Here is a 23825-nt window from a genome sequence, read left to right as displayed (position 1 = left end):
TCAGACCCCGATTTCCGGGCCAGGGCAGTTGAGCGGTGTGTTGACCTCTTCCAGCGAGACAAGCGGCGCACCTTCGCGATTGCCCTCGAACCACGCAACCAGCGCATCGCCGCTTTGGTGGAAGGTCCAGCATTGCAGGCCCACTTGCTGGGAGTGGTAGTCAAAGCAAATCTGGTCATTCATCGCAAACCAGTCGCCTTCCTCGCATTGTCCTTCGGCAAAGGCCCATACGACTTTGCGACCGGGGCGGTATTGCTCCACCCCATAGACCTCGCCGCCCGAGGAATAGGTGATCGTTTTGCCAAGCGTCAGTTGGTCAAACTGATCCGCGCTCAGCGGCGGGCCGACCTCTTCCGCCGTGGCGGCAAGCGGTGCAAGGCAGAGGGCAAGGGCAATCAGGCTGGGGCGCATGCGGGACTCCTTTTGCGCAAGATAGCGTCAAAGGGGGCACCCCGCAAAGCCACGGCTGCGTGAGGGGGCATCCTCACGCTTGCGGGGCGATGGTGACCTTGGGCACGTCCTCTGCCACCGCTTTGCGCAAAGCCAGCACCCGATGATCCATCACCGAGAACCATTTCGCGGGCCAAAGCGCGAGCGCCGACATCACCCGCAGGCTGCGCGGCAAGATCGGGCGGCCTGTCGCCTCCGTTTCGCCCAGTTGCAGCGCGGGATAGGGGCGCGCGGGATGGGCATGGTGGTCGGCATGGCGCGGCGCATTGAGCATCATCAGCGAGGAGGCGGTTTCGCGCGCATCCCAGCTGTGCAGTTCGGTCGCTGGTTCATATTGGCCGGGGGTGAGTTCGCGGCGCAAAAGGCCGTAATGCTGCACGTAATCGCTGAGCAAAAGCTGCATCTGAGCCAATGTGCAAAGCGCGACATAGGCGATAAGCCCCGTCCAACCAAAGAAAAGCACCGATCCGATCAGGAACCACGATCCGCCCAAAACGTAGATCACGTAAGGATTGAGCGCCTTGATCCGCTGTTTGAGCGTGGGCTTTCGCCCCAAAGCGTCGCGGCGTTGTGCATCGCGCGCCTTTTCTACCGCCAAGCCCGCCTCAAAGCCGCCACGCCATGCGCGCGGCAGGTAGGCCCAGAAGCTTTCGTTCAACGTGGCGGTGGCCGGATCTTTCGGGGTGGCGACGGCAGTATGGTGCACCAGCCGATGCGCGCTGACGTGGTGGCCGTAAAGCAGCGAGATATAGACCCATTTGCCAAGCGCAAAGAGCTTGCGCTCGCCCCGGTGGATCAGCTCATGCGCATTGGCATTAGAGACTTGGCCAAACCAAAGACCCGCAGCCAGCAGGACCAAAATCCGGTTTGGCCACCCAAGGCCCGAAAAGCCCGCAACCGCGCCCACGGTCGCAACCAATAGCACGAAATGCATCACCGCCACCGCTTGGGAGAGCAAATCGGCTGCAGGAAACGCGGCCCCTTCGGGCGCATCCGGGGCGGGTTTCGGCAGGCGATGGTCCAAGTAATCAACGCCCAGCAAAATCCACAAAAGTGCGATCGCAGGCCAAACCCCGCCATAAAGCGCGCCAAGCAAGATCAGCGCGGCAGGCGTGAGCGACAAAATCGCAAAGGATTTCACATCAGGAATATCGCGCCCCAGCGTGCGCAAACCGCGCAACGCGCCCGTCAGGGCGGAAAAGGGCAGTTCTTTCGGGGAGTCGGTCATAGCTTTTTCTCCGGCAGGGAAAGGGCCGTGCTTTGCCCCTGCTTACTCAAAAAGACTGGCGTGGAGGGGGGTGACGACTTGCCGCGTCAGCGCTTTTGTGGCCCATTGCGTGCATGTCTGCTGTTCCTTTGCTCGCCTTGCCGTTTTTCTGTGCTGCGTTGGTTTTGGCGCTTTGGCAAGGAGTGGCTTTTGTGGGGGCGCCTGCATCGTGGCGCAAGTCTTTCGTCAAAACCGGGGCGGTTTGGGCTTTGGCGGCGGGGCTTGTGCTTTCTGCGCCTGCGGGCACGGGGGCGGTGATCCTTACTGGTCTTGTGCTTGGAGGTTTGGGGGATTTCTTTCTGTCGCGTCCGGGGCAGGGGGCGTTTTTGGCGGGCATGGTCGCCTTTGCCTTGGGGCATCTGGCTTATGCGGCGGCATTTTTTGCGCTGGGCAGGGCTTGGCCCGATCTTTGGCCCGCGCTGGGCGCAGGGGCATTGGCCGCGCTGGCCTTTTTGTTCCTTGCGCCGCGTGCGGGGGCGCTCAAGCGACCGGTGCAACTCTATATCGGCGTGATTTGGATCATGGTGCTTGCCGCCTTGCGCGTTGATGATCCGCGCATCTTTTGGGGTGCGCTATGCTTCATGGCCTCTGATTTCATTCTGGCGCTGGAGTTGTTTGCACTGCCGCCGGGGCGGGTGCGGCGTGCGGCCTCTTACGCTGTTTGGGCGCTTTATTGGCCCGCGCAGGCGCTGATTGCTTGGTCTGCGCTGGGCTAAGGCGGCTTCACTCTTTTCTCCCCCGCCCTGATCCGTTAGGGATTTTGCAAAACGGAGGCCTCGATGTCGTTCTTCAACAAGCTCAAATCGCGGCTCACCCGCTCTTCCTCGAAACTGGAAGAGGGGCTTGATGCGCTTGTCAACGAGGCCCCCGCGCCGGAGACCGAGGAAGACAACGCCCCCGATGTGGCGCTGGAACTGCCGCCGCAGCCGGAACCCGCGCCGGAGCCGGAACCCGAGGTCGCGCCGGAGCCTGTGGCTGCGGACCCCGAGCCGGAACCCGAACCCGTTTTGGAAACCCCGCCCGCGCCGGAATCGGTGCAAGTGGTGGCCCCGGAACCGGTGATCGAGCCCCCGCCGCAAGAAGACGTGGCGACTGAGGTTGTGATCGCGCCGGAGGTTGTGGCGGAACCTGAGGAAGATTCCGCGCCCGTGGCAGAGGTGGTTGCCGAGCCGGCCCCGGTAGAAGAAACGCTTCCTGAGCCTGAGCCTGAGCCTGAGCCTGAGCCTGAGCCTGAGCCTGAGCCTGAGCCTGAGCCTGAGCCTGAGCCTGAGCCTGAGCCTGAGCCTGCTCCGGCCCCAGAACCCGAAAAACGAGGTTTCTTTGGCCGGTTTATGGGGCGCGGCGGGGCCGAGGTTGCGCCTGAACCGGAACCCGAACCCGAAGCGGTCCCCGCACCGGCACCGGAGCCCGAAGCGGCCAAGCCCGGCTTCTTTGGCCGGATCGCGGCGCGGGCCGATGTGCCGCGCCGGGTGCTAGATGATGAGATGCTCGAAAGCCTCGAAGAGGTTCTGATCGCCGCCGATATGGGGGTGGAAACCGCTTTGCGCGTGACCGCCAACCTGGCCGAGGGGCGGATGGGGCGCAAGCTTTCGGTGCCCGAACTGAAAGAACTGCTCGCGGCAGAAATCGCGCGGATCATGGAGCCGGTGGCGAAACCGCTGCCGCTTTATGCGCGCAAGCCGCAGGTGGTGTTGGTGGTGGGCGTCAACGGGTCGGGCAAAACCACGACGATTGGCAAGCTTGCGAGCCAATTCCGTGCGGCGGGCAAGAATGTGGTGATCGCGGCGGGCGACACCTTCCGCGCTGCGGCGGTTGAACAGCTCAAAGTCTGGGGCGACCGCGCTGGCGTGCCGGTGCTGACCGCGCCCGAAGGCTCGGACCCGGCGGCGCTCGCTTATGATGCGCTCAAACGGGCCACCGAAGAAGGCGCTGATCTGTTGATGATCGACACCGCTGGGCGGCTGCAAAACCGCTCTGACCTGATGGAAGAACTTGCCAAGATCGTGCGGGTGATCCGCAAGCTTGATGACAGCGCGCCCCACAACACCTTGCTCGTACTAGATGCGACCACCGGGCAAAACGCGGTGACGCAAGTGGATGTGTTCCGCAAAATCTCTGATGTGTCGGGGCTTGTGATGACCAAGCTTGATGGCACCGCAAAGGGTGGCGTGCTCGTGGCGCTGGCTGACCGTTTTGGCTTGCCGATCCACGCCATCGGCCTTGGCGAACAGATCGACGATCTTTCGCCCTTTGACCCGGAAGAATTTGCCGCAGCGCTTGTGGGGATTGAAACCGAGTAACAGAGCGGGGCGCTGCCCCCCTTTGGCTTGGCTTAACCCCCTGAGGGGAGGCCGCTTGCGGCCGGGGGCAGAGCGCCCCCTTTTGTCTGTAAAGAAGACCCAACGTGATTGAGTATATCAACGCGATTTCCGGCACGCCCACGGGGCATAATGTGGCGATTGGCCTTGCGCTGATGGCAGCGTTTTTGCATGCGCTTTTTGGGGCGCTGCAAAAGGGGCGGCATGATCCTTGGCTGAGCCGCGCGGTGATTGATGCCTCTTACGGGGTGATTGCCGCGCCTTTTGCACTGTTTGTCGTGCCGTGGCCCGAGCCGCATATGTGGCCGATTTTCGCGGTCGTGGTGATCATTCACATTGGCTACAAGCTTGCGCAGGCGGCCAGCTACACGCGCGGGGCTTATACAGTTGTCTATCCTGTGGTGCGCGGCACCGGGCCCTTATTCACCGTTATGGGTGCGGGGCTTTTGTTCGCGGAGCATTTCACGCCCGGTCAATGGGCGGGCGTGGCGCTTTTGGTGGGCGGCATCTGGGGGCTGGCCCTTTATAACCTGCGCACGCTCACCGTGGGGCGCGAAACCATGGTCTCGGCGCTTGCGCTGGCGGTGCTGACGGGGGGCTTTGTGGCTGCCTATACCACGGTTGATGCTTATGGCATTCGCGCAACGGCCAACCCGTTCACCTTTTTGGCGTGGTTCTTCTTCTTGGATGGTTGGTTCATGCCGCTTTTGACCTTGCGGCGCTGGGGCCACATCCCAAAGGCCGAATTCGCGCCACTTCTTAAAAGGGGTGTCACTGGCGCGATCGTGGCCTATTTCTCCTTCGGCGCGGTGATGATGGCAACGCGCATCGACCGGGTGGGGGAGGCAGCGGTGCTGCGGGAAACCTCGACCGTGTTTGCCTCGCTGATTGGCTGGCTGGTGCTGGGCGAGAAAGTGGGGCCACGGCGCACCGGGTTGATGGCGCTGATTGCCCTTGGCGCCGTTGTGGTGGAATTTGCGGGCAACCGATAGGAAAGAGGCAGGCATGGCACAGAAAAAAGAGATTTCCGCAAAACTGAAAGCGGCGCTCGATTTTGGGCCTTTGCTGGTCTTCTTTGTCGCGTTCTTTCTGTTCAAAGATCACCCGGTTGAACTTTGGGGCCAAAGCTACGGCGGCTTCGTGCTTGCCACGGCGGTCTTTGTGCCGGTGTTGGTCGCCTCGATGGCGGTGCTTTGGCTGCTCACCGGGCATTTGGCGGCGATGCAGATTGCGACCTTGGTTTTGGTTGTGGTCTTTGGCGGGCTGTCGATCTGGTTCAATGACCCGCGCTTTTTCAAAATGAAGCCGACACTGATCTATATGCTCTTTGCCGGGCTTCTGGGCTTTGGGTTGTGGCGTCGTAAGCCGTGGCTGCAACTTGTCATGGATGGCGCGATCCCGATGCAGCCTGCGGGCTGGACGATCCTGACCAAGCGACTGGTGGTTTTCTTCCTGTTCTTGGCGGTGGCCAATGAGGTCATCTGGCGGAATTTCTCGGACACCGTCTGGGTGAACTTCAAAACCTTTGGCCTGACGATTTTGTTGATGGGCTTCTTTGCCGCGCAAGCGCCGCTTTTCTCGCGCTATGGCGTGGAAGAGGACAAAGGCGAGAAGTGATTTCCCTTTGATTTGCCCGGAACGGCCGCGCCAGCGGCCCGGGCAGCGCCCGACCGCCCCCTTGGGCGGGCGCTTTGCGGCGGTGGTGCCCCGCGCATCCGCACAAGATTTTTCAAGATAAAGCGCACAGCTCATGCGCCAGACGCCCACCCGGCGGTCTGGCGCGGCCCTTTTGTGGTGCTCCTTTTAAATCGTCAGGCATCTGACCCCCGAAATTTCCCGCCAAAAGGCGCATTTTTTCCGACGTTCTGCGCGGAACCGACAATTTGTAAGCTATGCTCCAAATCTGACAATTTCTGCAAGCATCAGAAATAAAAGGGATATTTCCTGAAATCCGACTTGGCACACTCCCTGCTTATTACTCTGTGAGCGCGGTCGCGCACCGTCTCGACCCACAGATGAACGCACCAAACCTTTAGGGAGCCAGACCAATGAGCCAACTCCGTCAGATCGCCTTCTACGGCAAAGGTGGTATCGGTAAATCCACCACCTCGCAAAACACCCTCGCCGCCCTCGTCGAAATGGGTCAAAAGATCCTGATCGTCGGCTGCGACCCCAAGGCGGACTCGACCCGTCTGATCCTCAACACCAAACTGCAAGACACCGTGCTGCACCTCGCCGCTGAAGCCGGTTCAGTGGAAGATCTCGAAGTCGAAGACGTTGTGAAAATCGGCTACAAAGGCATCAAATGCACCGAAGCCGGTGGTCCGGAGCCGGGGGTTGGCTGCGCTGGCCGTGGCGTTATCACCGCCATCAACTTCCTCGAAGAAAACGGCGCCTATGACGACGTTGACTACGTCTCCTACGACGTTCTGGGCGACGTTGTGTGCGGCGGCTTCGCCATGCCAATCCGTGAAAACAAAGCGCAAGAAATCTACATCGTCATGTCGGGCGAGATGATGGCGCTTTACGCCGCCAACAACATCGCCAAGGGCATTCTGAAATATGCGAACTCGGGCGGTGTGCGTCTGGGCGGCCTGATCTGCAACGAGCGTAAAACCGACCGCGAACTCGAGCTGGCCGAAGCGCTGGCCGCGAAACTCGGCTGCAAAATGATTCACTTCGTGCCGCGCAACAACGTGGTGCAACACGCCGAGCTGCGTCGTGAAACCGTGATCCAATACGATCCGACCTGCCAACAGGCGCAAGAATACCGTGAATTGGCCCGCAAAATCCACGAGAACTCGGGCAAGGGCGTGATCCCGACCCCGATCACCATGGAAGAGCTTGAGCAAATGCTGCTCGACTTCGGCATCATGCAGTCGGAAGAAGATCGCGAAAAGCAAATCGCTGAAATGGAAGCGAAAATGAAAGCCTAAGGGCTGACTTGCTGACCGGGTGGGCGCTTTTCGCCCACCCCACCTCCCAAATCAAACACGCCAGTGAGAGGAGCGCCAAAAGGATGGCCAAAGATCACGTGAGCGGCCCGGAAGAGCTTGAGAGCCTTATTCAAGAAGTGCTCGAAGCCTATCCCGCGAAGGCCCAGAAGAAACGCGCCAAGCACCTGTCGGTGACCACCGCGACCGATGAAGATCCCGATCCGGTGACCGGTATCGCCTCGAAATGCGACAGCACCAAATCGAACATCAAATCCGTTCCGGGCGTGATGACGATCCGTGGTTGCGCCTACGCCGGTTCGAAAGGCGTGGTCTGGGGCCCGATCAAGGACATGGTCCACATTTCGCACGGCCCGGTCGGCTGCGGCCACTACTCGTGGAGCCAACGCCGTAACCTCTACACCGGCACCACCGGCGTGGACAGCTTCGTGACGATGCAGTTCACCACCGACTTCCAGGAAAAAGACATCGTCTTCGGCGGTGACAAGAAACTGGAAAAAACCATTGACGAAATCAACGAGCTGTTCCCGCTCGCCAACGGCGTCACCGTGCAATCGGAATGCCCGATCGGCCTGATCGGCGACGACATCGAAGCCGTTGCGAAGAAGAAAAACAAAGACATCGGCAAGACCATCGTGCCGGTGCGTTGCGAGGGCTTCCGCGGTGTGTCGCAGTCGCTCGGCCACCACATCGCCAACGACGCGATCCGTGACTGGGTGATCGAAGCGCCGGAAAGCGAAGCGAAGAAAAGCTACGAGCCGGGCCCCTACGACGTCAACATCATCGGTGACTACAACATCGGTGGCGACGCCTGGGCTTCGCGCATGCTGCTCGAAGAAATGGGTCTCAACGTGATCGGCTGCTGGTCGGGCGACGCGACGCTGGCGGAAATGGAACGTGCGCCGAAAGCGCAACTGAACCTGATCCACTGCTACCGCTCGATGAACTACATCTGCCGTTACATGGAAGAAAAGTACAACATCGGTTGGATGGAGTACAACTTCTTCGGCCCGACGCAGATCGCCGCCTCGCTGCGCGCCATCGCCGCCAAGTTCGACGAGTCGATCCAAGAGAAAGCGGAAGCCGTCATCGCCAAGTATCAGCCGCTGGTTGATCAGGTGCTGGCCAAATACAAACCGCGCCTCGAAGGCAAGTCGGTCATGCTCTACGTCGGCGGCCTGCGTCCGCGCCACGTCGTCACCGCTTATGACGACCTTGGCATGGTGATCGCCGGTACGGGCTACGAATTCGCCCACAACGACGACTACAAGCGCACCGGCCACTACGTCAAAGAAGGCACGCTCATCTATGATGACGTGACCGGCTACGAGCTTGAGAAGTTCATCGAGAAAATCCGTCCCGACCTCGTCGGCTCGGGCATCAAAGAGAAGTATCCGGTGCAAAAGATGGGCATTCCGTTCCGTCAAATGCACAGCTGGGACTACTCGGGCCCGTACCACGGCTACGACGGCTTCGCGATCTTCGCGCGCGACATGGACATGGCGATCAACAACCCGGTTTGGGGTCTGTTCGACGCGCCGTGGGAAACCTCGGCTGTCGCGGCTGAGTAATCGATTGAGCTTGCGGGGGGCGCTTTGCCCGCCCCCCTTCCTCCCCCCTTTGGCCACGTCCCGGAATGCGGACGGCCCATGAAAGGACAGACCCATGCCCCAGTCGGCAGATAAGGTTCTCGACCATTCGAAGCTTTTCCATGAGCCCGAATACAAAGACATGCTCGCCAACAAAAAGGCGACCTACGAATGCGGTCACACCGCCGAAACGATCCATCAGATCGGCGACTGGACCAAATCCTGGGAATACCGCGAAAAGAACCTCGCCCGTGAAGCGGTGACGATCAACCCGGCAAAAGCTTGCCAACCGGTTGGCGCCGTGTTCGCCGCCCAAGGCTATGAGGGCACGCTGCCCTTCGTGCACGGTTCGCAAGGCTGCGTGGCCTACTACCGTTCGCACCTGTCGCGCCACTTCAAAGAGCCCTCGGCGGCTGTGTCCTCGTCGATGACGGAAGACGCCGCGGTGTTCGGCGGCCTGACCAACATGGTCGAAGGTCTCGCCAACTCCTATGCGCTCTACAAACCGAAAATGATCGCCGTTTCGACCACCTGCATGGCCGAAGTTATCGGTGACGACCTGAACTCCTTCATCATCCAAGCGAAGGAAAAAGGGTCGGTTCCGGAAGACTTCCCGGTGCCGTTCGCGCATACCCCGGCCTTCGTGGGTTCGCACGTTGATGGCTACGACAACGCGCAAAAAGGCTTCCTCGACCTGTTCTGGGAAGGCGCGGAGCGCAAAGCGGGCGACAGCATCAACATCATCCCGGGCTTCGACGGTTATGCGGTTGCCAACAACCGTGAAATCAAGCGCATGCTCGACATGATGGGCGTTGGCTTCACCATCCTTGGCGATGTGTCGGAAGTTTATGACACCCCGTCCGATGGCACCTACCGCATGTATGCGGGCGGCACCACGCTCGAAGACGCGAAAGCCTCGATCAACGCCAAAGCGACGATCTCGATGCAAGAATGGTGCTCGCCCAAGACGATGGAAGTCGTCGAGAAAGTGGGCCAAGAGACCGCCGTCTTCAACTATCCGATGGGCGTTTCGGCGACCGACAGCTTCTTGATGAAAGTCTCGGAACTGACCGGCAAAGCGATCCCGGATGCGCTGAAACTGGAGCGTGGCCGCCTCGTCGACGCTATGGCCGACAGCCAAGCCTACCTGCACGGCAAAACCTTCGCGATCTTTGGCGACCCGGACTTCGTGCTCGGCATGGCCAAATTCGTGATGGAAATGGGCGGCGAGCCCAGCCATTGCTTGGCCACCAACGGGTCGAAAAAATGGGCCAAACAAATGCAAGCGGTTCTGGACGCCTCGCCGTTCGGTGCCAAAGCGCAAGTTTGGGCCGGTAAAGACCTGTGGCACATGCGTTCGCTGCTCGCCACCGAGCCGACCGACTTCCTGATCGGGTCGTCCTACGGGAAATACCTCGAGCGTGACACCGGTATCCCGCTGATCCGCTTGACCTTCCCGATCTTCGACCGTCACCACCACCACCGCTTCCCGACCTGGGGCTACCAAGGTGGTCTGACCGTCCTCGTGAAGATCCTCGACGCGATCTTCCTGAAGGCCGACCAAGATGCCGGCACGCTGGGCGAAACCGACATGAGCTTCGACCTGACCCGCTAAGGGACAGGGCTTTGCCAAGGGGCCGGCGGTACGAACCGCCGGCCTTTTTCTATCTGTAGGGCGGGGTTTTCGTGCGCTGTCGTGAACCCGACAATCCTACAATTTTCGGGCCAAGTCGGAAAATTGCATTAAAGCAGGGGCTTGGCAGGCATTTTGCGTGAGATCCAGCTTGGCACGCTTCTTGCTTCATCTTCTGTAACAGGGAGACGCCTCATGTCCGAAGCCTTGAAGAACAAAGTCGCCGAAGTCCTGAACGAACCGGGCTGCGCCACCAATACCGCGAAAGCCGACGGAGCGCGCAAGAAGGGCTGTACCAAACAGCTCACGCCCGGCGCGGCTGCGGGGGGCTGTGCCTTTGACGGCGCGATGATCACCCTGCAACCGATCACCGATGTCGCCCACCTTGTGCATGCGCCGCTGGCCTGCTGGGGCAATGGTTGGGACAACCGCTCTGCCGCATCCTCCGGGTCGGACCTTTACCGCAAGGGCTTCACCACCGATCTGAGCGAGCTTGATATCGTGATGGGGCATGGCGAGAAGAAGCTGTTCCGTGCGATCCATGAGGTGATCAAGGAACAATCCCCAGCAGCGGTGTTCGTTTATGCCACCTGCGTTACCTCGCTTGTGGGGGACGATATTGAAGTGGTCTGCAAAGCCGCCGCAAAGAAATGGGGCACGCCCGTCATTCCGGTGAATGTGCCGGGCTTTGTCGGCTCGAAAAACCTTGGCAATAAACTCGGCGGTGAGGCGCTGCTGGACCACGTGATCGGCACGATTGAGCCGGAAACGACCACGCCTTACGACATCAATATCATTGGTGATTTCAACCTGTCGGGCGAGTTGTGGCAGGTCAAACCGCTGCTGGATAAGCTGGGCATCCGTATTCTTGGCTCGATCTCGGGCGATGCGCGCTATCGCCAAGTGGCGCAGATGCACCGCGCCAAGGCGACGATGCTTGTTTGCTCGCAAGCGCTGGTCAATGTCGCGCGCAAAATCCAAGAGCGTTGGGGCGTGCCGTATTTTGAAGGCTCGTTTTATGGCATCGCCGATACCTCGGAGGCGTTGCGCAAAATTTGCGGGCTGCTGGTAGAGCAGGGCGCTGATGTCGAACTGCTGAGCCGCTGCGAGGCGCTGATTGCCGAAGAAGAGGCGAAGGTTTGGGCGGCGCTCGAACCGCTGCGCCCCCGTGTCGCGGGAAAGCGCGTGCTGCTTTATACCGGCGGGCATAAAACCTGGTCGGTCGTCGCCGCGCTGCAAGAATTGGGCATGGAGGTGGTGGGCACCTCGATGCGGAAAGCGACCCAAAACGACCGCGCCCGCGTGGTCGAGATCATGGGCGACGCGAACCATATGTATGAAAACATGGCCCCGCGCGAGATGTATGACATGCTGCGCGATGCGGGCGCGGATGTGCTTCTTTCGGGCGGGCGCAGCCAGTTTGTGGCGCTCAAAGCGCGGATGCCTTGGGTCGATGTGAACCAAGAAAAGCACGAGCCCTACGCTGGTTACATGGGGATGGTCGATCTTGTCCGCGCCATCGACCGGTCCGTGAACAACCCGATCTGGGCCGATTTGCGCGAACCCGCGCCGTGGGATGTGCCGCTGACGGGGGGCGCTGTGTTGCCCGCGCCGTCTGGGGCGTGCCCGGTCACCCATGTTTCCGCGCCGATGGGCCGCGCGCCGACCTTGGTGCCGCAAACGCCTGCCAGCCCGGAGGTGCAAACCCCGCAAGCCGCGGCCAATCCGCTTGAGGGTTTGGCCAATTCCGCCACCGATTTCGAGGATTGCTGAGATGGCTTGCCTGACCCACCCGCGCCGCGCGCTGTCCACCAATCCGCTCAAAGCCTCGGCTCCCTTGGGCGCGGCTTTGGCTTACCTTGGGATCGAGCGCGCCGTGCCGCTGTTTCATGGCGCACAGGGCTGCACCGCCTTTGGCATGGTGCATCTGGTGCGCCATTTCAAAGAGGCGATCCCGCTGCAAACCACCGCGATGAACGAGATCACCACGATCTTGGGTGGGGCCGATCAGCTTGAGCAAGCAATTGAAAACCTGCGTAAACGGGCGAACCCGAAGTTCATCGGCATTGCCTCCACCGCGCTCACTGAAACCCGCGGCGAAGATGTGGCGGGCGAATTGCGCGATATCCTGTCCCGCCGCAAAGACTTTGCCGAGACCAAGGTTGTATATGCTGCCACGCCTGACTTTGAAGGCGGGATGCAAGATGGCTGGGCCAAGGCGATTGAGGCTTTGGTCACCGCGCTTGTCCCGGTGACGCCCGCGCCCGACCCGGATTTGCGGCAAGTCACGCTTTTGCCCGGCGTGCATGTGACGCCCGCCGAGATTGAGGAACTGGTGCGGATGATCCGCGCTTTTGGCCTTAATCCGCTGGTGCTGCCCGATATTTCCACCTCGCTTGATGGGCACTTGGCCGAGGATTGGTCTGGCTGCTCGCTTGGCGGCACGCCCGTTGATCGCATTGCCGATGTGACGCGCTCCGCCTGCACGCTCGCGATTGGCGAGCAAATGCGGGGCACCGCGCAAATCATCGAAGACAAGGCCGCGGTGCCCTATCGGGTTTTCCCCTCGGTGACGGGCCTCAAGGCGGTCGATGCCTTCGTGCGGGTGCTGATGGAGCTTTCGGGCACGCAAACCCCGCCGCCCTCCCTTCAGCGTGACCGCGCGCGTTTGCAAGATGCGATGTTGGACGCGCATTTCTTCACCGGCGCGCTCAAAGTGGCGATCGGTGCTGAGCCTGATTTGATGTTCGGCTTGGCCAGCACACTCACGCAAATGGGCGCGGAAATCGTCACCGCCGTGACCACCACCCAGCACAGCCCCGTCATTGAGCGGATGCCGTGTGACGAGGTGATCTTGGGCGATCTGGGCGATTTTGAGCGCGGCGCGAAAGCCGCGGGCGCGCAAATTTTGCTCACCAACAGCTATGGCCGGATGGCGGCGGAAGCGCTGCATCTGCCGCTCGTGCGCGTGGGCTTTCCGGTCTTCGACCGGATCGGCGCGCAAGATGCCTGCCGCGTCGGCTATCGCGGCACCCGCGCCTTTTTGTTCGAAATCGCCAATGCCGTGCAATCGGTTCACCACACCCCAAGGCCGGAAGATTTCGGCGCAACCCCCCTGCCTGAGGAGTTCTCCCATGTCCCGCACCCTGCGTCTTGTTGAGGAGTCGGATGCCCCCGCGCCCGGTGAAAAGCCGCTGCGCGTGGCCATTGCCTCAAACGATCTTGAAAACCTTGATGCGCACTTTGGCTCGGCCCGCAAAATCGCGGTCTACGAGGTCTGGAAAACCGGCGCGCGTTTTGTCGCCGCGCATGAGTTTTCCACCGCGACCGAGCAATCGGGCAAGCATGACGACATTGACGACCGGATCGCCCCCAAGGTCGAAGCGCTTGAAGGCTGCGCTTTGGTCTTTGCGCTGGCCATCGGGGGCCCGTCTGCGGCGCGCGTCGTGAAAATGGGCTGCCATCCGATCAAACGCAAAGAGCCCGAGCCGATCGCCGATGTGATCGCGCAGGTGCAAGAAATGCTTTCGGGCAGCCCGCCGCCGTTCCTACGCAAAATCCTTGGCACTTATCAAAAACCCGATTTCACCGCCGATTTCGACGAAGAGGAATCCGTTTGATGGACACTGAAACCGAAGCGCCGCGCGGCGGCGAAATGGTCGAAAGCCCGTTCCTGAAACAACTGGTCGCCGTGATCCGCGCCGAGGATACGCATGGCCAATGGGACAACAAGACCGACATTGACCTGCTGGAAGAGTTCATCATCACCAAAGAAGAGCGCCGCGAAATGCCGATCATCGGCGACCCGGAGCCCGAGGTGATTTGGCGGCTCACCCGCTTTTATGATGCGGTTGGGCTTTTGGTGGAAAAGCGCTCCGGCTGCATGGCAACGCAAATGCAAAACATGCACCATGAGGGCTTTGGCCGGGTCGTGTTGATTGCCGGGCGTTTGGTCGTTGTCTCCAAACACCTGCGCGATGTGCACCGCTTTGGCTTTGAAACCTGGGCGAAGTTGGCGCAGGCGGGCGAAAAACTTGTCGATGACGCGGTCAAGCTGATCGAGGAATTCCCCGAAGCGGCGAAGGCCTAAGCGATGATCCAGATCCAACCGCTGAAAGTGAAACGGATCAAACGGGAGATTGAGCCCGTGAAATTGCACCCCTCGCGTGGGCGCACGGCGCTGTCGCGCTTTTTGCGCGCGGGGGCGGCGACGAGTCAAAAACCGAAAGCAAGGACGGCCCAATGACCTTGGAAGAACTGGAAGCCCGCGCCAAGAAGCTCTCGATGCGCGCGACCAATGCGAAGATGGAATTGCACGATCTTTCGGAAGAACTGCCGACCGACTGGCAGAAAATTCCCGAGGTCGCGCGTGAGACTTTTGAAATTTACCGTGAGCTGGATGAGGCCCGTAAGGCCGTGAAAGCCGCCAAGAAAGCACAGGAGTAATTACACATGGCGAACGTGGCCTACACCCGCGGTGGTGCGGAATATACCCCCGTCTATTTGATGAATATTGATGCCGAGAAATGCATCGGCTGTGGCCGCTGCTTCAAGGTTTGTGGGCGCGATGTGATGGCGCTTTATGGCGTCACCGAAGATGGCGACATTGTTCGCGTCGGTTCCGAAGAATGGGACGATGTGGAAGATGAAGTGGTCAAAAAAGTGATGCAGCTTGACGAGGCCGACAATTGCGTTGGCTGCGGTGCTTGCGCGCGCGTTTGCCCTTCGGAATGCCAAAGCCATGCGGCCCTTTCCTGATCCGTTTTGCGCCACCCCGGCGCCGGCACCCATGCTCGCGGGGGATGCAGATTTTGTCTGCATCTTCTCCCACGCGCTGGCGGAGCGGGCGGCGGGGCAGGGGCCTTTGACCGAGCGGCTGGGCCTGTCGGGCGCCGATTTGGCGGCGCTGCGCGATGCCTATCTGCCCGGCGTAGAGCTTCCCGATCTTGATCTTCCTGCGCCCGGCCAAAGCGCCGAGGAACAGGCGATCACCATGCTCGTTTTGTGGCGCGCGGGGGTGAACAGCCCCGAGGCGCGTTGGCTCGCCGCCATTTTGGCGCGGCGCGCGCAAGAACATCGCCATTTGTGGGAAGACCTTGGTCTGCCCTCACGCGCGCATTTGGGCGCGCTCATCCGGCGGCATCTGCCGGGCCTTGCCGCGGCGAACCATCAAAACATGCGTTGGAAGAAATTCTTCTACCGCCAGATCTGCTCAGACAGCGCCTTTTCGCTGTGCCTGTCGCCCACATGCGATGAATGTGACGAACGGGCCGAGTGCTTTGCCCCCGATTGACCCCACATCTTTGTTGGCGGGGGCAGAGGCCGCCCGCTCGCGCCCGGTCGAAAGCGCCGAGGCAATTGCCCGCGCGCTGGACGAGGCGCCGGAAGATATCGAGGTGCGGCTCGCCGCATATCGCTTCTATTTCTATAGCCATGATTATGAAGCGGCCCTGCCGCAGGCCCGCGTGATTTTGAGCTTGGCGGCGCGGCGGCTCAATATTCCGCAAGACCCTGCCCAAGTGCGCCCCGAAGACGCCGATTTTACCGCGCATGATTTTGCGCCCGGTCTTTATCTGCAAGCTTTGGTGGGTATCGGCTATTGCGCGGTGCGGATGGGGCAAACCGATCTGGTGCGCGAAGTGCTTTCCATCGCGGCCTATCTTGACCCGACCGACCGTTTTGGCGGGGCGTGGCTGCTAGAGCGCTTTGAAACCGGCCTTGCGGAAGACATGTAGGCCACTTGGCCCGAACTTTGTCGTAACCCGCACAATCCCCCCACATTGTCAGACGCGACTTGGCCCAAAACCTGCGAAAATAAGGGGCCAGCACTTGGCACGATGCTTGCTGTATCTCTGATGAGCCCTCGGCCAACCGGCCCAAAGGCACATCATCAGTCACAGGAGAGTGTCATGATCGATATTACCGAACCTGCCCAAAGCGCGATCAAAGCGGCCATCGACGGTGCCGGTCAGCCCGTCGCGGGGCTGCGCCTTATGGTGCAATCGGGCGGTTGCGCGGGCCTGAAATACGGCATGGCGCTGGAACTGGAAGCCCAACCCGATGATGAGGTGGTGAGCTTTGGCGATGTCAATGTGCTGATCGACCCGGCCAGCCGTGAACATCTGACCGGCGCGAAGATCGACTTCGTCACCAATGTCGAAGGCGCTGGTTTCGTTTTCGATAACCCCAACGCTCAAAACAGCTGCGGTTGCGGCAAATCCTTCTGCTGAGGAGCGCGCGATGTTCGATTACTCCGATAAGGTCAAGGAATACTTCTTCAAACCGCGCAATGCGGGTGTGTTGGAGGATGCCAATGCCGTGGGCGAGGCCGGATCGCTTGCCCGTGGCGATGCGCTCAAACTGATGCTGCGCATCAACCCCTTGTCGGAAATGATCGAAGAGGCGCGCTTCCTGAGCCACGGCGGCGGCTCGATGATCGCTTGTTCTTCGGCGCTGACCGAGTTGGTGCGGGGCAAATCTGTTGATGAAGCCTCGCGCCTGACCTCGGCCGATATCGCCGAATTCCTTGACGGTTTGCCGCCGGAGAAAATGCACTGTTCCGAAAGCGGGGAAAAGGCGCTGGCCGCCGCGATCGCCGCTTTCCGGGGGGAAACCCCGGTCGCGCCCGAACGCCGCCCGGCGGAACCCGCGCTCGTGCAAATCGCCGTGCCGCCGAAGCCGCGCCGCGCGCCGCCGCCTGCTGCGGCGGCTATGGCCGCGCGCCAAAACGGGGCTGCGCCCGGCATGACGCTGCGCGAGCTGATTGCTAAAAATAACCCGCTTGCCGCAGTCGAAGAAGAAGAGACCGGCCCGGTCGAACCCGTGAGCCAAGATGACGCCTCGGTGATCTCGAAGATCATCACCGAGATGCGCCCGATCTTCCAACGCGACAAAGGCGATATCGAGCTTTTGGAAATCAAGGGCCGTCAGGTCTTTGTGCGGCTCTCGGGCACTTGCGCTAGCTGCCTGATGGCAAGCCAAACCCTTGCCGGGGTTCAAAAAAGGATCATGGAGACCATCGGTCGCCCGTTCCGTCTGATCCCCTCCACCGCCCGCGCCTGAGGATAGTATGACCAACGCCGCCCGCATCTATCTCGACAACAATGCCACCACACGCGTGGTGGAAGAAGCTGTCGCCGCGATGCTGCCGCTATACACCGAGGAGTATGGGAACCCGTCTTCGGCCCATGCCTTTGGGGCGGCTGCGGGCAAGGGGATGCGTGCGGCCCGTAAGGCGATGCAGGGCCTGATTGGCGCGGAAAGCGAGGCGGAGATCATCTTCACCTCGGGCGGCACGGAATCCAATACCACTGCGATCCGCTCGGCTTTGGCTGTGCAGGAAGGCCGGCGCGAGGTGATTATTTCCACCGTCGAACATCCCGCGATTTTGCAGCTTTGCGATGCGCTTGAGAAATATGAAGGCGTGAAGGTGCACCGTATCCCGGTCGATGCCCAAGGGCGGCTGGAGATTGAGGCGTATCGGGCCGCTTTGTCGGACCGTGTGGCGGTGGTGTCGTTCATGTGGGCCAATAACGAAACCGGGGTGATCTTCCCGGTCGAGGGGCTGGCCGAACTGGCGCATGAATTTGGTGCGCTGTTTCATACAGACGCCGTGCAAGCCGCTGGTAAAACACCTATTTCGGTCAAGGGCACGGCAATTGATATGCTCTCGCTCTCGGCCCACAAGTTCCACGGCCCCAAGGGGGTTGGTGTGCTTTACCTCAAGAAAGGCGTGGCCTTTCAACCGCTGCTGCGCGGCGGCAAGCAAGAACGCGGGCGCCGGGCGGGCACGGAAAATGCGCCTGCCGTGACCGGCGCGGGCGTGGCTGCCGAAATCGCCGCCGCCCGTTTGGCTGACGATGCCCCCCGCATCGCTGCGCTGCGCGACCGGCTTGAGGCGGGCATTCTCAACACCATCTCGCATTGCACCGTTTTGGGCGCGCCGCGCGACCGGGTGCCGAACACGCTCTGCATCGCCTTTGATCTGGTGGAAGGCGAGGGGATCGTGATGAAGCTCGACCGCGCGGGCATTGCCGCCTCGACCGGCTCGGCCTGCGCCTCGGGCGCGGTGGAGCCAAGCCATGTGGTGCGTGCCATGGGCGTTCCCTTCACCGCCGCGCATGGCGTGGTGCGGTTCTCGCTCTCGCGCTTCACCACCGAAGACGAAATTGACCGTCTGCTTGAGACCCTTCCCGCCATTGTCGCGGACCTGCGGGCGCTGTCGCCCTTCTGGTCGGAAAATGGCCCCAACCTGCCGGGCCAAATGCCCGCTGCCCAGTGAGGAGATGACCATGCTCCACGCCCAACCGCTGACCCCGCAAACTCTGGCCTTGTGCGACACGACGCTGCGCGATGGCGAACAAACCGCCGGGGTGGCGTTTTCGCTCAGCGAAAAGCGCGCCATCGCCCATGCGCTGGATTGTGCCGGAGTGGCCGAGATTGAGGTGGGCATCGCCGCGATGGGCTGGAACGAGGTGGCGGAAATCCGCGCCGTCGTGGCCGAAATTCAGCGCGCCGCTCCGGTGGTGTGGTGCCGCTTGCGGATGAATGACCTCGATATGGCGCAAAAAACCGGGGTGAAACGGGTGCATTTCGCTGCCCCCACCTCGACCGCGCAACTTGAGGGCAAGCTGCGGGTGGACCGCGACTGGATCCTGCGCGAAACGGCAGAACTCGTTTATTGTGCCACGCAACGCGGGCTTGAGGTCTCGGTCGGCGCCGAAGATGCGAGCCGCACCGATCCCGATTTTCTGATCCGCTTGGCTGAGGTGGCCAAAGCCGCAGGCGCGATCCGCTTCCGCTTGGCGGATACTTTGGGGCTGCTTGATCCGCTGGGCGCGTATCGGCTGGTGAGCCATCTGGTCTCCAAGATTGAACTGCCGATTGAAATGCACGCGCATAATGATTTTGGCATGGCGACGGCCAATACGATCATGGCCGCCCATGCAGGGGCCACGCATCTTTCCGTCACCGTGAACGGTTTGGGCGAGCGGGCGGGCAATGCCGCGCTTGAGGAAGTGGGCGCCGCTTTGGAAGCAGGCGGGATGCATACGGGCATTGACCTCACCGCTTTGCATCCGCTCTCTGACATTGTCGCCCGTGCTTCGGGCCGCGCGCTTCCGGTGCAAAAGCCGATCACTGGCGCGCTCGTCTTCGCACATGAAAGCGGCATCCATGTCGATGCAATTTTGAAGCGCGCTGATACCTATGAAGACCCGCGCTGCGCGCCCGAGCGTTTTGGCCGGGAACGTCAGATCGTGATTGGCAAGCACTCTGGCGCGGCGGGGCTTTGTGCGGCGCTGTCCGAGGCGGGCTTGCCGTCGTCGACCGAGATTGCCGCGCAACTCAAACCGCTTTTGCGCGCCCATGCCATTCGCACCAAGCGCCCCGCCAATGCCGATGATCTGCGCCGTATGGTGGCGCGCCTTACCCGTGCCAGCGCCCAAGAGTAAAAGGAGAAACCTGATGACGACCGAGACCGAAAGCCCCACGCTTGACGCGTTGATGAAGCTGTCTTCGGCGGAGGATATGTTCGCCTATCTTGGGCTGGAACCCGACCGCCACATCCTCAACGTGGCGCGGCTGCATATCATGAAACGCTTTGGCAGCTACCTGCGCAGCACCGATTTCTCGGGACTGAGCGAAGAGGAAGTGCTGGCCCAAACCCGCGAAGCGCTCGCCCGCGCGCATGATGATTTTGTCGCCTCCACGCCTTTGGCGGAAAAGGTCTTCAAAGTGTTTGAGACCCAAGCCGCACGCCAAGCCAATAAGTTTGTGGGGCTCGATAGCTTGAAGATTAACCCGCGCTGAGCCGCGCGACTGCCGGGATATTTCGCACCTGGCATGATCCGTGCTGCATTTTTGCGCATACGCCCTATGGCCACGCGGCCCCGTTGTCGCAGGCCAGTCATTGCCGCCGTTCCGGCCCGACCCATTGAGATAGGATGATCCCATGGACCTCGTGCAGACGCTATCACAACGCCAATCGATGCAGATGGGGGGGCAGATGCTCCACTCTCTGGCGATCCTTGGCATGTCGTCACAGGATTTGTCGGACCATCTCAACGAACAGGCGACCTCAAACCCCTATCTTGCCTATCGCGCCCCGGCAGCCTTTGCCGCGCGCGGCGGGGCGGATTTCGATGCCGTTGCCGCGGTCGCCGCACATAAGCCCAGCCTAATGGCCCATGTGGTCGATCAAATTGAGATGGCCTTCACCCATGCGGGCGACCGGATGGTGGCGCTGCGGTTTGCGGAATCGCTCGAACCCTCAGGCTGGCTGAGTGCTTCGGTTGAAACCATCGCGCTTTCGGCGGGGGTGTCGACCGCGCGGGCCGAGGGGGTCTTGGCAACGCTGCAGGGCTTTGAACCGGCCGGGCTCTTTGCCCGCGATCTGCCCGATTGTCTGATCATTCAAGCGCGCGAAGAAGACATTCTGACCTGGGAGGTCGAGTGCCTTATTCGCAATATCAATCTCTTGGCGGAAAATCGGCTCACCGATTTGGCCGATTTGTGCGATTGTGAGGTCTCTGACATTCCAGAGATCGTCAAACAAATCCGCCATCTGAACCCCAAGCCGGGCCTGGCCTTTGACCATCAGCCGACCCCGGTTTTTCCGCCGGACCTGATTGCCATTCGCGGCGAAGAGGGCTGGACGGTGGAACTCAACCGCGCCACCTCGCCCTCTATCACGGTGCGCGAAGACCGCTTGCCCGATGGCAAAGCCGACAAAGCGGCCCGGGCGGAGCGGCGCAAAGCGCTGGCCGAGGCGCGCGCTTTGGCGCAAGCACTCGAACGGCGCGGTGATACGTTGTTGCGCACGGCGGCGGTGCTGGTCGCGCGCCAATCTGCTTTCTTGGAAAAAGGGCCCGCTTATTTGGTGCCGCTCACGCTCGAAGATGTGGCCGGGGAGCTTGGCTTGCATGCGTCCACCATCTCGCGTGCGGTTTCGGGCCGGATGATTCAAACCCCGGTGCGCGCCCTGCCGCTGCGGGCGTTCTTCTCCCGTGCGGTCTCGACCGGGGCAGGGGGCGCGGCGGTCTCGCGCGACTCGGCGCTTGATTTCGTCAACCGCGTTGTGGGCGACGAAGATCCCGCCAATCCGCTCAGCGATGATGCCATTGTGGTGCTTGCCGAACGGGCTGGCCTGCGACTTGCGCGCCGCACCGTGGCGAAATACCGCTCCACGCTTGGGCTGGCTTCGTCTTACGAGCGCCGCCGCGCGGCATTGGCTGGATAAGTCGTATTCAAGATATAGAATGCCGCTTTTCGCGCCACTCTGCGCCCTGTCGCTAGAAACTTGTGCGCCGCCCTGTGACGGAACGCAAAATTGAGCGACATAACCGCCCAGATCCCTAGTTGCTGGCCCCGCAAACCCCAGATCAAGCGCATGATGTTTTGGGGAGGCCACGGCAGCGAGGTGGCAAGATGCGATTCTTTCGCGCAGTGACACAAAGCATGCGGTTGGGCAGTGAGAAGCTTCAGCCAAGGGTTTGCGCCACGCCGCCTTTAGCCCGCAACAGGGATCTGAAACAATGACCGACCATACGCCCGTCTCTGAGGACAGCCGTCCCGTGGCGCGTCCGCGCAAGCGTTCGGCCCGCCAGATCGCCGATAGGCTCGCGCTTGATGCGATCTATGAAATTGCGAAAACCTTCGCAGGTGCCCCCGACCCGATGGCGGTAGTGCCGCAAATTTTCAACGTCCTGTCTTCCTTTCTTGATTTGCGCCATGGGGTGCTTGCAGTGCTGGCCGAGCCTGACGGCAAGGATAAGCGCGTAAATCCCTATCGGATTGCGGCCACCTCTTTCCGCCGTGATCCCGATGCTCCACCGTCCGATGTTTTGCCTGATGCGGTGGCGCGGATCGTGTTTCGCTCTTCCGTGCCGTTCGTGGCCTTTGATCTTGAAGAGGAATTCGGTCCGGAGGCCGTTCCTCCGCGTTTGCGGGACAGTGGCCAGACGTTGATTGCGGTGCCGCTGCGGGACCCGGAGCGGAGCCATTTCGTGCTTGGTGTGCTGGCCGCTTATCGCAGCCATGATCACAAGCGCGCGGGCTATTCCGATGCCGATGTGCGGGTGCTGACGATGGTCGCTTCGCTGTTGGAGCAAGCGCTGGCCTTCCGTGCACGGGTGGCGCGCGACCGCGAACGCGCGCTCGAAGATACGCGCCGGATGCTGCAAAGCATGAACGATCAACGCGGGATCAGCCAGCCGCCCGTCACAATTGATGGGATCATCGGCGATAGCCCTGCGATCTCTGAGGTGGTGGCGCAGGTCAAACGCGTGGCCGGCACCAAAACGCCGGTGCTTTTGCGCGGCGAAAGCGGCACCGGGAAAGAGCTTTTTGCCCGGGCCGTGCACAGCCAATCGCCGCGCGCGAAGGGGCCGTTCATCCGGGTGAACTGCGCGGCGCTTTCGGAAACGCTGCTTGAATCCGAACTCTTTGGTCACGAGAAGGGCGCCTTTACCGGGGCGAACGCGCTCAAGAAGGGGCGCTTTGAGTTGGCCGATAGCGGCACGCTCTTTTTGGATGAGATTGGGGAGATTTCGCCCACCTTCCAAACAAAGCTTTTGCGCGTGCTGCAAGAAGGCGAGTTTGAACGCGTCGGCGGTACCCGCACGCTGAAAGTGGATGTGCGCATTGTTGCGGCCACCAACCGCGATCTGGAAGAGGCGGTTGCGCGGGGGGAATTCCGGGCCGATCTTTACTTCCGGATTTGTGTCGTGCCGATCGTCTTGCCGCCGCTGCGGCAGCGCAAATCCGACATTAAGCCGCTGGCGCAATTGTTCTTGGATCGGTTCAACAAGTCGAACGGGACGAACGTGAAATTCGCCTCTGATGCGTTTGACCAGATTTGCCGCTGCAAATTCCCCGGCAACGTGCGGGAGTTGGAAAACTGCGTGAACCGCGCCGCCGCTTTGTCGGATGGGGAAATCGTTTTGGCCAACGAGCTTGCCTGTTCGCAAGGGGCGTGTCTCTCGGCAGAACTTTTCCGCTTGCAAGAGGGGGCCTCGCCCATCGGCGGTTTGGCGTCTGGCCGCACGATCACGCCAAGCGTGCGCGCGCCTGCCTCGCCGCCGCCCGCCTATTCCGCGCCGCCGATGGCCCCACCGCCCCAAGCGGCCCCGCCGATGTCGACGCCGCCAATGGCGCCCCCGGTCGCGGCACCCGCGCCGGAACACATGGTGCAGCCTGCTGCCGCTGCGCCCTATGAACATCATCCGCACCCGGAACCCGAAGAAGTGCATCAGGTGCGCCGCAAGACCTCCAACATCACCCGCGATGAGTTGATCCGGGCGCTGGAAAGTGCGGGTTGGGTGCAGGCCAAAGCGGCGCGGCTTTTGGGCATGACGCCGCGCCAAATCGCCTATGCGTTGCAAAAGTTCGAGATCGAACTGCGCCGGATTTAACGCGCGGCTCTTAGTCCTCCCGGTTTCGACCGGAGCGCGCCCGAGGCCCAAATGCGGCTTCGGGCGCTGCTCGTTCCAAAGCTTGGCACAATCATTGTCGGACAAGCGACAAACTTCGTGCCAAACTCCCACAAATTGCCCGAAAATGCCTTGGCACGGTCTTTGCTAGATATCCCCTGAACGCGCATTACAGCAAGGGGAA

General features: G+C 61.2%; 24 protein-coding genes. 22 read left to right on the top strand and 2 right to left on the bottom strand.

What is annotated here, in order from left to right:
- Both CRO18_RS13190 and CRO18_RS13185 read right to left on the bottom strand, forming a co-directional pair.
- Positions 1-411 carry a hypothetical protein gene (locus tag CRO18_RS13190; protein WP_076485398.1) on the bottom strand — a complete coding sequence of 137 codons (411 nt, stop codon included), beginning with the start codon at positions 409-411 and terminating at the stop codon, positions 1-3.
- Between the two features lie 73 nt (positions 412-484).
- The gene (locus CRO18_RS13185; RefSeq protein ID WP_097082476.1) at positions 485-1678 is read right to left on the bottom strand and encodes an alkane 1-monooxygenase; all 1194 of its coding nucleotides are present in this window, start codon (positions 1676-1678) and stop codon (positions 485-487) included.
- Positions 1679-1791: 113 nt separating this feature from the next.
- Here CRO18_RS13185 and CRO18_RS13180 point away from each other — a divergent pair, with 113 nt between their 5' ends.
- The 22 genes from CRO18_RS13180 (at position 1792) to nifA (ending at position 23623) form a co-directional block, all read left to right on the top strand.
- Positions 1792-2433 (top strand): lysoplasmalogenase family protein, encoded by a 642-nt coding sequence (locus CRO18_RS13180; protein ID WP_097082475.1) that lies wholly within the window; start codon positions 1792-1794, stop codon positions 2431-2433.
- A 63-nt stretch (positions 2434-2496) separates the two neighbouring features.
- Positions 2497-4017, top strand: coding sequence for a signal recognition particle-docking protein FtsY (gene ftsY / locus CRO18_RS13175; protein ID WP_097082474.1), 1521 nt, complete (start codon positions 2497-2499; stop codon positions 4015-4017).
- Between the two features lie 104 nt (positions 4018-4121).
- Positions 4122-5027, top strand: a complete 906-nt coding sequence (locus CRO18_RS13170) for an EamA family transporter (RefSeq protein WP_097082473.1) — start codon at positions 4122-4124, stop codon at positions 5025-5027.
- Between the two features lie 13 nt (positions 5028-5040).
- Complete coding sequence (locus tag CRO18_RS13165) at positions 5041-5652, top strand: inner membrane-spanning protein YciB (protein ID WP_097082472.1); 612 nt, start codon at positions 5041-5043, stop codon at positions 5650-5652.
- 431 nt (positions 5653-6083) lie between these two features.
- Positions 6084-6971, top strand: coding sequence for a nitrogenase iron protein (gene nifH / locus CRO18_RS13160; protein WP_076485403.1), 888 nt, complete (start codon positions 6084-6086; stop codon positions 6969-6971).
- A gap of 83 nt (positions 6972-7054) precedes the next feature.
- Positions 7055-8560: a nitrogenase molybdenum-iron protein alpha chain gene (nifD, locus tag CRO18_RS13155; RefSeq protein WP_097082471.1), complete on the top strand. Its 1506-nt coding sequence runs from the start codon at positions 7055-7057 to the stop codon at positions 8558-8560.
- A 94-nt stretch (positions 8561-8654) separates the two neighbouring features.
- Positions 8655-10193: a nitrogenase molybdenum-iron protein subunit beta gene (gene nifK / locus CRO18_RS13150; protein ID WP_097082470.1), complete on the top strand. Its 1539-nt coding sequence runs from the start codon at positions 8655-8657 to the stop codon at positions 10191-10193.
- 213 nt (positions 10194-10406) lie between these two features.
- Complete coding sequence (gene nifE / locus CRO18_RS13145; protein WP_097082469.1) at positions 10407-11984, top strand: nitrogenase iron-molybdenum cofactor biosynthesis protein NifE; 1578 nt, start codon at positions 10407-10409, stop codon at positions 11982-11984.
- Between the two features lies 1 nt (position 11985).
- Positions 11986-13371, top strand: coding sequence for a nitrogenase iron-molybdenum cofactor biosynthesis protein NifN (nifN, locus tag CRO18_RS13140; RefSeq protein ID WP_097082468.1), 1386 nt, complete (start codon positions 11986-11988; stop codon positions 13369-13371).
- Positions 13346-13831 carry a nitrogen fixation protein NifX gene (gene nifX, locus CRO18_RS13135; protein WP_076485408.1) on the top strand — a complete coding sequence of 162 codons (486 nt, stop codon included), beginning with the start codon at positions 13346-13348 and terminating at the stop codon, positions 13829-13831. Before nifN ends, nifX begins: the two co-directional genes overlap by 26 nt.
- Positions 13831-14301, top strand: a complete 471-nt coding sequence (locus CRO18_RS13130) for a NifX-associated nitrogen fixation protein (protein WP_076485409.1) — start codon at positions 13831-13833, stop codon at positions 14299-14301. Before nifX ends, CRO18_RS13130 begins: the two co-directional genes overlap by 1 nt.
- A gap of 152 nt (positions 14302-14453) precedes the next feature.
- Positions 14454-14657, top strand: coding sequence for a CCE_0567 family metalloprotein (locus CRO18_RS13125; RefSeq protein ID WP_097082467.1), 204 nt, complete (start codon positions 14454-14456; stop codon positions 14655-14657).
- Between the two features lie 6 nt (positions 14658-14663).
- Positions 14664-14969 carry a ferredoxin III, nif-specific gene (fdxB, locus tag CRO18_RS13120; RefSeq protein ID WP_076485411.1) on the top strand — a complete coding sequence of 102 codons (306 nt, stop codon included), beginning with the start codon at positions 14664-14666 and terminating at the stop codon, positions 14967-14969.
- A complete protein-coding gene (locus tag CRO18_RS13115; RefSeq protein ID WP_097082466.1) occupies positions 14953-15504 on the top strand; it encodes a nitrogen fixation protein NifQ in 552 nt (183 codons plus the stop codon). The genes fdxB and CRO18_RS13115 overlap by 17 nt, the downstream gene beginning before the upstream one ends.
- Positions 15491-15946 carry a hypothetical protein gene (locus CRO18_RS13110; protein ID WP_097082465.1) on the top strand — a complete coding sequence of 152 codons (456 nt, stop codon included), beginning with the start codon at positions 15491-15493 and terminating at the stop codon, positions 15944-15946. Before CRO18_RS13115 ends, CRO18_RS13110 begins: the two co-directional genes overlap by 14 nt.
- Positions 15947-16120: 174 nt before the next feature.
- A complete protein-coding gene (locus CRO18_RS13105) occupies positions 16121-16441 on the top strand; it encodes an iron-sulfur cluster assembly accessory protein (protein ID WP_076485413.1) in 321 nt (106 codons plus the stop codon).
- Between the two features lie 10 nt (positions 16442-16451).
- Positions 16452-17273 (top strand): iron-sulfur cluster assembly scaffold protein, encoded by an 822-nt coding sequence (locus CRO18_RS13100; RefSeq protein ID WP_097082464.1) that lies wholly within the window; start codon positions 16452-16454, stop codon positions 17271-17273.
- 7 nt (positions 17274-17280) lie between these two features.
- Positions 17281-18492: a cysteine desulfurase NifS gene (gene nifS / locus CRO18_RS13095; protein WP_097082463.1), complete on the top strand. Its 1212-nt coding sequence runs from the start codon at positions 17281-17283 to the stop codon at positions 18490-18492.
- Positions 18493-18496: 4 nt separating this feature from the next.
- Entirely contained in the window at positions 18497-19663 is a 1167-nt protein-coding gene (nifV, locus tag CRO18_RS13090) for a homocitrate synthase (RefSeq protein WP_083952216.1), read from the top strand.
- 13 nt (positions 19664-19676) lie between these two features.
- Positions 19677-20021: a nitrogenase stabilizing/protective protein NifW gene (gene nifW, locus CRO18_RS13085; protein ID WP_097082462.1), complete on the top strand. Its 345-nt coding sequence runs from the start codon at positions 19677-19679 to the stop codon at positions 20019-20021.
- A gap of 142 nt (positions 20022-20163) precedes the next feature.
- On the top strand, positions 20164-21450 hold the full coding sequence (gene rpoN / locus CRO18_RS13080) for an RNA polymerase factor sigma-54 (protein ID WP_097082461.1): 1287 nt from the start codon (positions 20164-20166) through the stop codon (positions 21448-21450).
- Positions 21451-21745: 295 nt separating this feature from the next.
- Positions 21746-23623, top strand: a complete 1878-nt coding sequence (gene nifA, locus CRO18_RS13075) for a nif-specific transcriptional activator NifA (protein WP_097082460.1) — start codon at positions 21746-21748, stop codon at positions 23621-23623.
- The last annotated feature ends 202 nt before the right edge of the window (positions 23624-23825 follow it).

Origin of the sequence: Rhodobacter sp. JA431, from assembly GCF_900217725.1 — a bacterium.
In the GTDB taxonomy this organism is placed as follows: domain Bacteria; phylum Pseudomonadota; class Alphaproteobacteria; order Rhodobacterales; family Rhodobacteraceae; genus Rhodobacter; species Rhodobacter aestuarii.
The sequence above is the reverse complement of the archived record's forward strand: the minus strand, read 5'-3'. Positions and strand labels throughout refer to the sequence as shown.